The 2571-nt window shown below is 42.8% G+C and carries 2 protein-coding genes; one reads left to right on the forward strand and one right to left on the reverse strand.

From position 1 onward, the window contains the following. Nucleotides 1–170: 170 nt before the first annotated feature. Entirely contained in the window at nt 171–863 is a 693-nt protein-coding gene (locus LAY57_RS35315; protein WP_249072117.1) for a pentapeptide repeat-containing protein, read from the reverse strand. A 1000-nt stretch (nt 864–1863) separates the two neighbouring features. On the opposite strand from LAY57_RS35315, the gene LAY57_RS35320 reads away from it, so the two are divergent. Then, nucleotides 1864–2508 carry a CARDB domain-containing protein gene (locus LAY57_RS35320; protein WP_249072119.1) on the forward strand — a complete coding sequence of 215 codons (645 nt, stop codon included), beginning with the start codon at nt 1864–1866 and terminating at the stop codon, nt 2506–2508. Nucleotides 2509–2571: the final 63 nt, after the last annotated feature.

Here is a 2571-nt window from a genome sequence, read left to right on the forward strand (position 1 = left end):
GAGTGTGGCAAGCATCGCGCCGGAAAAGTGAATGTTTGTAAGTAAATGTTAGGAAAGTGACTACTGTTGATGAACCCTTGAAGAATTCGCTAGAAGCATCTAGTTCACCATCGTATAGCCTTGCAGCCGGATTTTAGATGCACCTGGCCAACCCCGCTGGCCCAGAAGAGTTAGTGCTTGGCTCCGGTTAAGTTGGCTCCACTCAAGGTAGCTTGATCAAGAATCGCGCCTCTTAAATCGGCATTCCTCAAATTCGCTCCTGTCAAATCTGCCCGATGGAGGCAAGCACCATTTAAGGAAGCTTTGAAAAGATTAGCCCCTCTTAAGTTAGCTCCACTAAGGTTTGCCCTCATCAGGAGAGTTGTATACAGGGAAGCCTGACTCAGATTGGCTCCATTCAAACAAGCGTCGCTCAAATCTGCCGAAGTTAAGTCCGCTCCACTAAGATTTGCTCTACTCAGGTTAGCAAAATTCAATTTCACGTAAGTTAAGTTGCATTGACTTAAGTTCTCTTCGCATAAAACGGCATACCTCAAGTTTGCGTTGGCGAAATTCCTTTCACCTGCTGCGTATCGCCTCAAAAGTTCATCCGTACTCAATCTAGCTAACAGAGCAGTTGATGCTCCCTGATGACACCAGGACGCTCCTACCAAATTGGCTGCCGTGTTAACAGCTACTTCGTCATAGGAAGGGATGACAATACCGTTGCAACCATCCCATTGACCGTCGAGCATAAATGCAATGTCACAAGCGGCACTGGCACAGTCAAACAACAAAACGTTTGTGGTACGCCCTGAGAATAAATTCATACTCGTTAATCGGTTTAGGGCTAGGGAAAATTTTTCTTGTAAAGGACTTTTCATGGTATCTTTTGAGGTAGGAAATAGCCAGCCTTCTGGCAGCAAGCTATACCTCCAAATTGTGCCTAATCCCAACCTCTATATCCGCATTAAATCTCTACTTGGCGAGTAGGGATTTCTCGACAAGCCCCATATTCTCAATCTATCCTTCAGAGTATTTATACTTAAAATTGAACTGTTCTGTCAGTCCCCGATCGCCTATCGCATCGTCAACCAAATCGCTGTGCCAATAAGGTATACCGTTCCCGATCTTTGGCCTGTCGCACTGCCAGCCCGATCGCCTCTGTTGAGAGATATGCACAACTCAACTATTTTGTCAAGGCGTAAGTTCTAGCTTCTTTAAATTAACGCCTTGAGCCAGAAGCTTTTCGCCCTGTCTTAAAAACCCACGATCAGTTCTAAATCCGTGAATCTCACATTTAAGTAAATTTTCTATCAAAGGAATTACTGAGATTTGAGCTTTCTATAAAAGCAAAATAACCTAACTTAAGACGGATGTTATTTACCAATATTGTGTTTAATTGGCGGAGATTGACAATATTAGGCTTATATAAAATAAATCATCTATCTCAAGACATACGTAGAAAAAATTAACTAAGTATTTCTACTGATTCGGGAAATAATTAAGATAACCGATATTTTCCTTAATTTTATTAACTAGACCGCTCGCCAACGTTTTTTTTATACAGGTACCCCTTTACGTAATAAATAGAAATTTACAAAATCTTTAAAGAAAGTTTCTTTACTTAGTTGTTTTAAGATGAAATAATGACTGAAACGCGATCGGACTGTCGGCTTTCACCGCTCGACAGGGGGAAGTGAGCTTACTCTTTCTCTTTTAGTAGGTATAATTCTGTTTGCTTTTGTTGCTTAAAAAGGGCAATCAACTGGTAGAAATATGTCTAAAAAAGTCAAGAGTGAGAGCAACATATGTTGACTCTGAATCTGATTTTAACTCAACTGTAGCATAGTCGATACCTCAACTAACATTGCATCTACTGATATGGCACCAGATCTAGTAATTTCCGCGATTACAGCTCCACCAACAGCAGCTGAACGCGAAAAAATTGATGTTTCCTGGACTGTCACCAACCAGGGTGAAGAAGCAGCTGTTGGCAAAGGGCGTTATTCGTGGGAAAGCCCCGGCTGGCTTGATGCCGTCTACTTGTCGGACAACACAATTTGGGATTATTCAGATCGCCAGCTAGGAGAAATCTGGAGGTCAGCTGAAACACCCTTGGCTCCTGGAGCAAGCTACACAGAAACCCGAAACTTTACATTACCCGAAAGAACCGGAGCGGGCCCCTGGTATTTATTGTTCGTTACCGATCGCGACAAGCATCAGGTTGAAACTAACGATACCAATAACGTTAAAGCAGTACGCATCGATATAACAGTTCCCGACGTAATTGTCGATCGAGTCACGGCACCTTTAACAGCCCAGTTGGGTCAGACAATCCCAGTGTCCTGGACAGTTAAAAATCAGGGTTCCGTGCAGGCAGCGGCTGACTGGTACGATGCCATCTACTTATCTAATGACGCCACCCTGGATGAAAAAGATACCAACTTTTACAGCTGGGGAACAGGTGATAAAACACCATTGGCAGCTGGGGGTGAGTACATTACAGCGGTTCCCGCTGTATTGTGATACACTCAAATAATAAACAACAAAAATATTTCTCAATGAAACCATTTTCAATGGATCTACGAA

Origin of the sequence: Argonema antarcticum A004/B2, from assembly GCF_023333585.1 — a bacterium.
In the GTDB taxonomy this organism is placed as follows: Bacteria; Cyanobacteriota; Cyanobacteriia; order Cyanobacteriales; family Aerosakkonemataceae; genus Argonema; species Argonema antarcticum.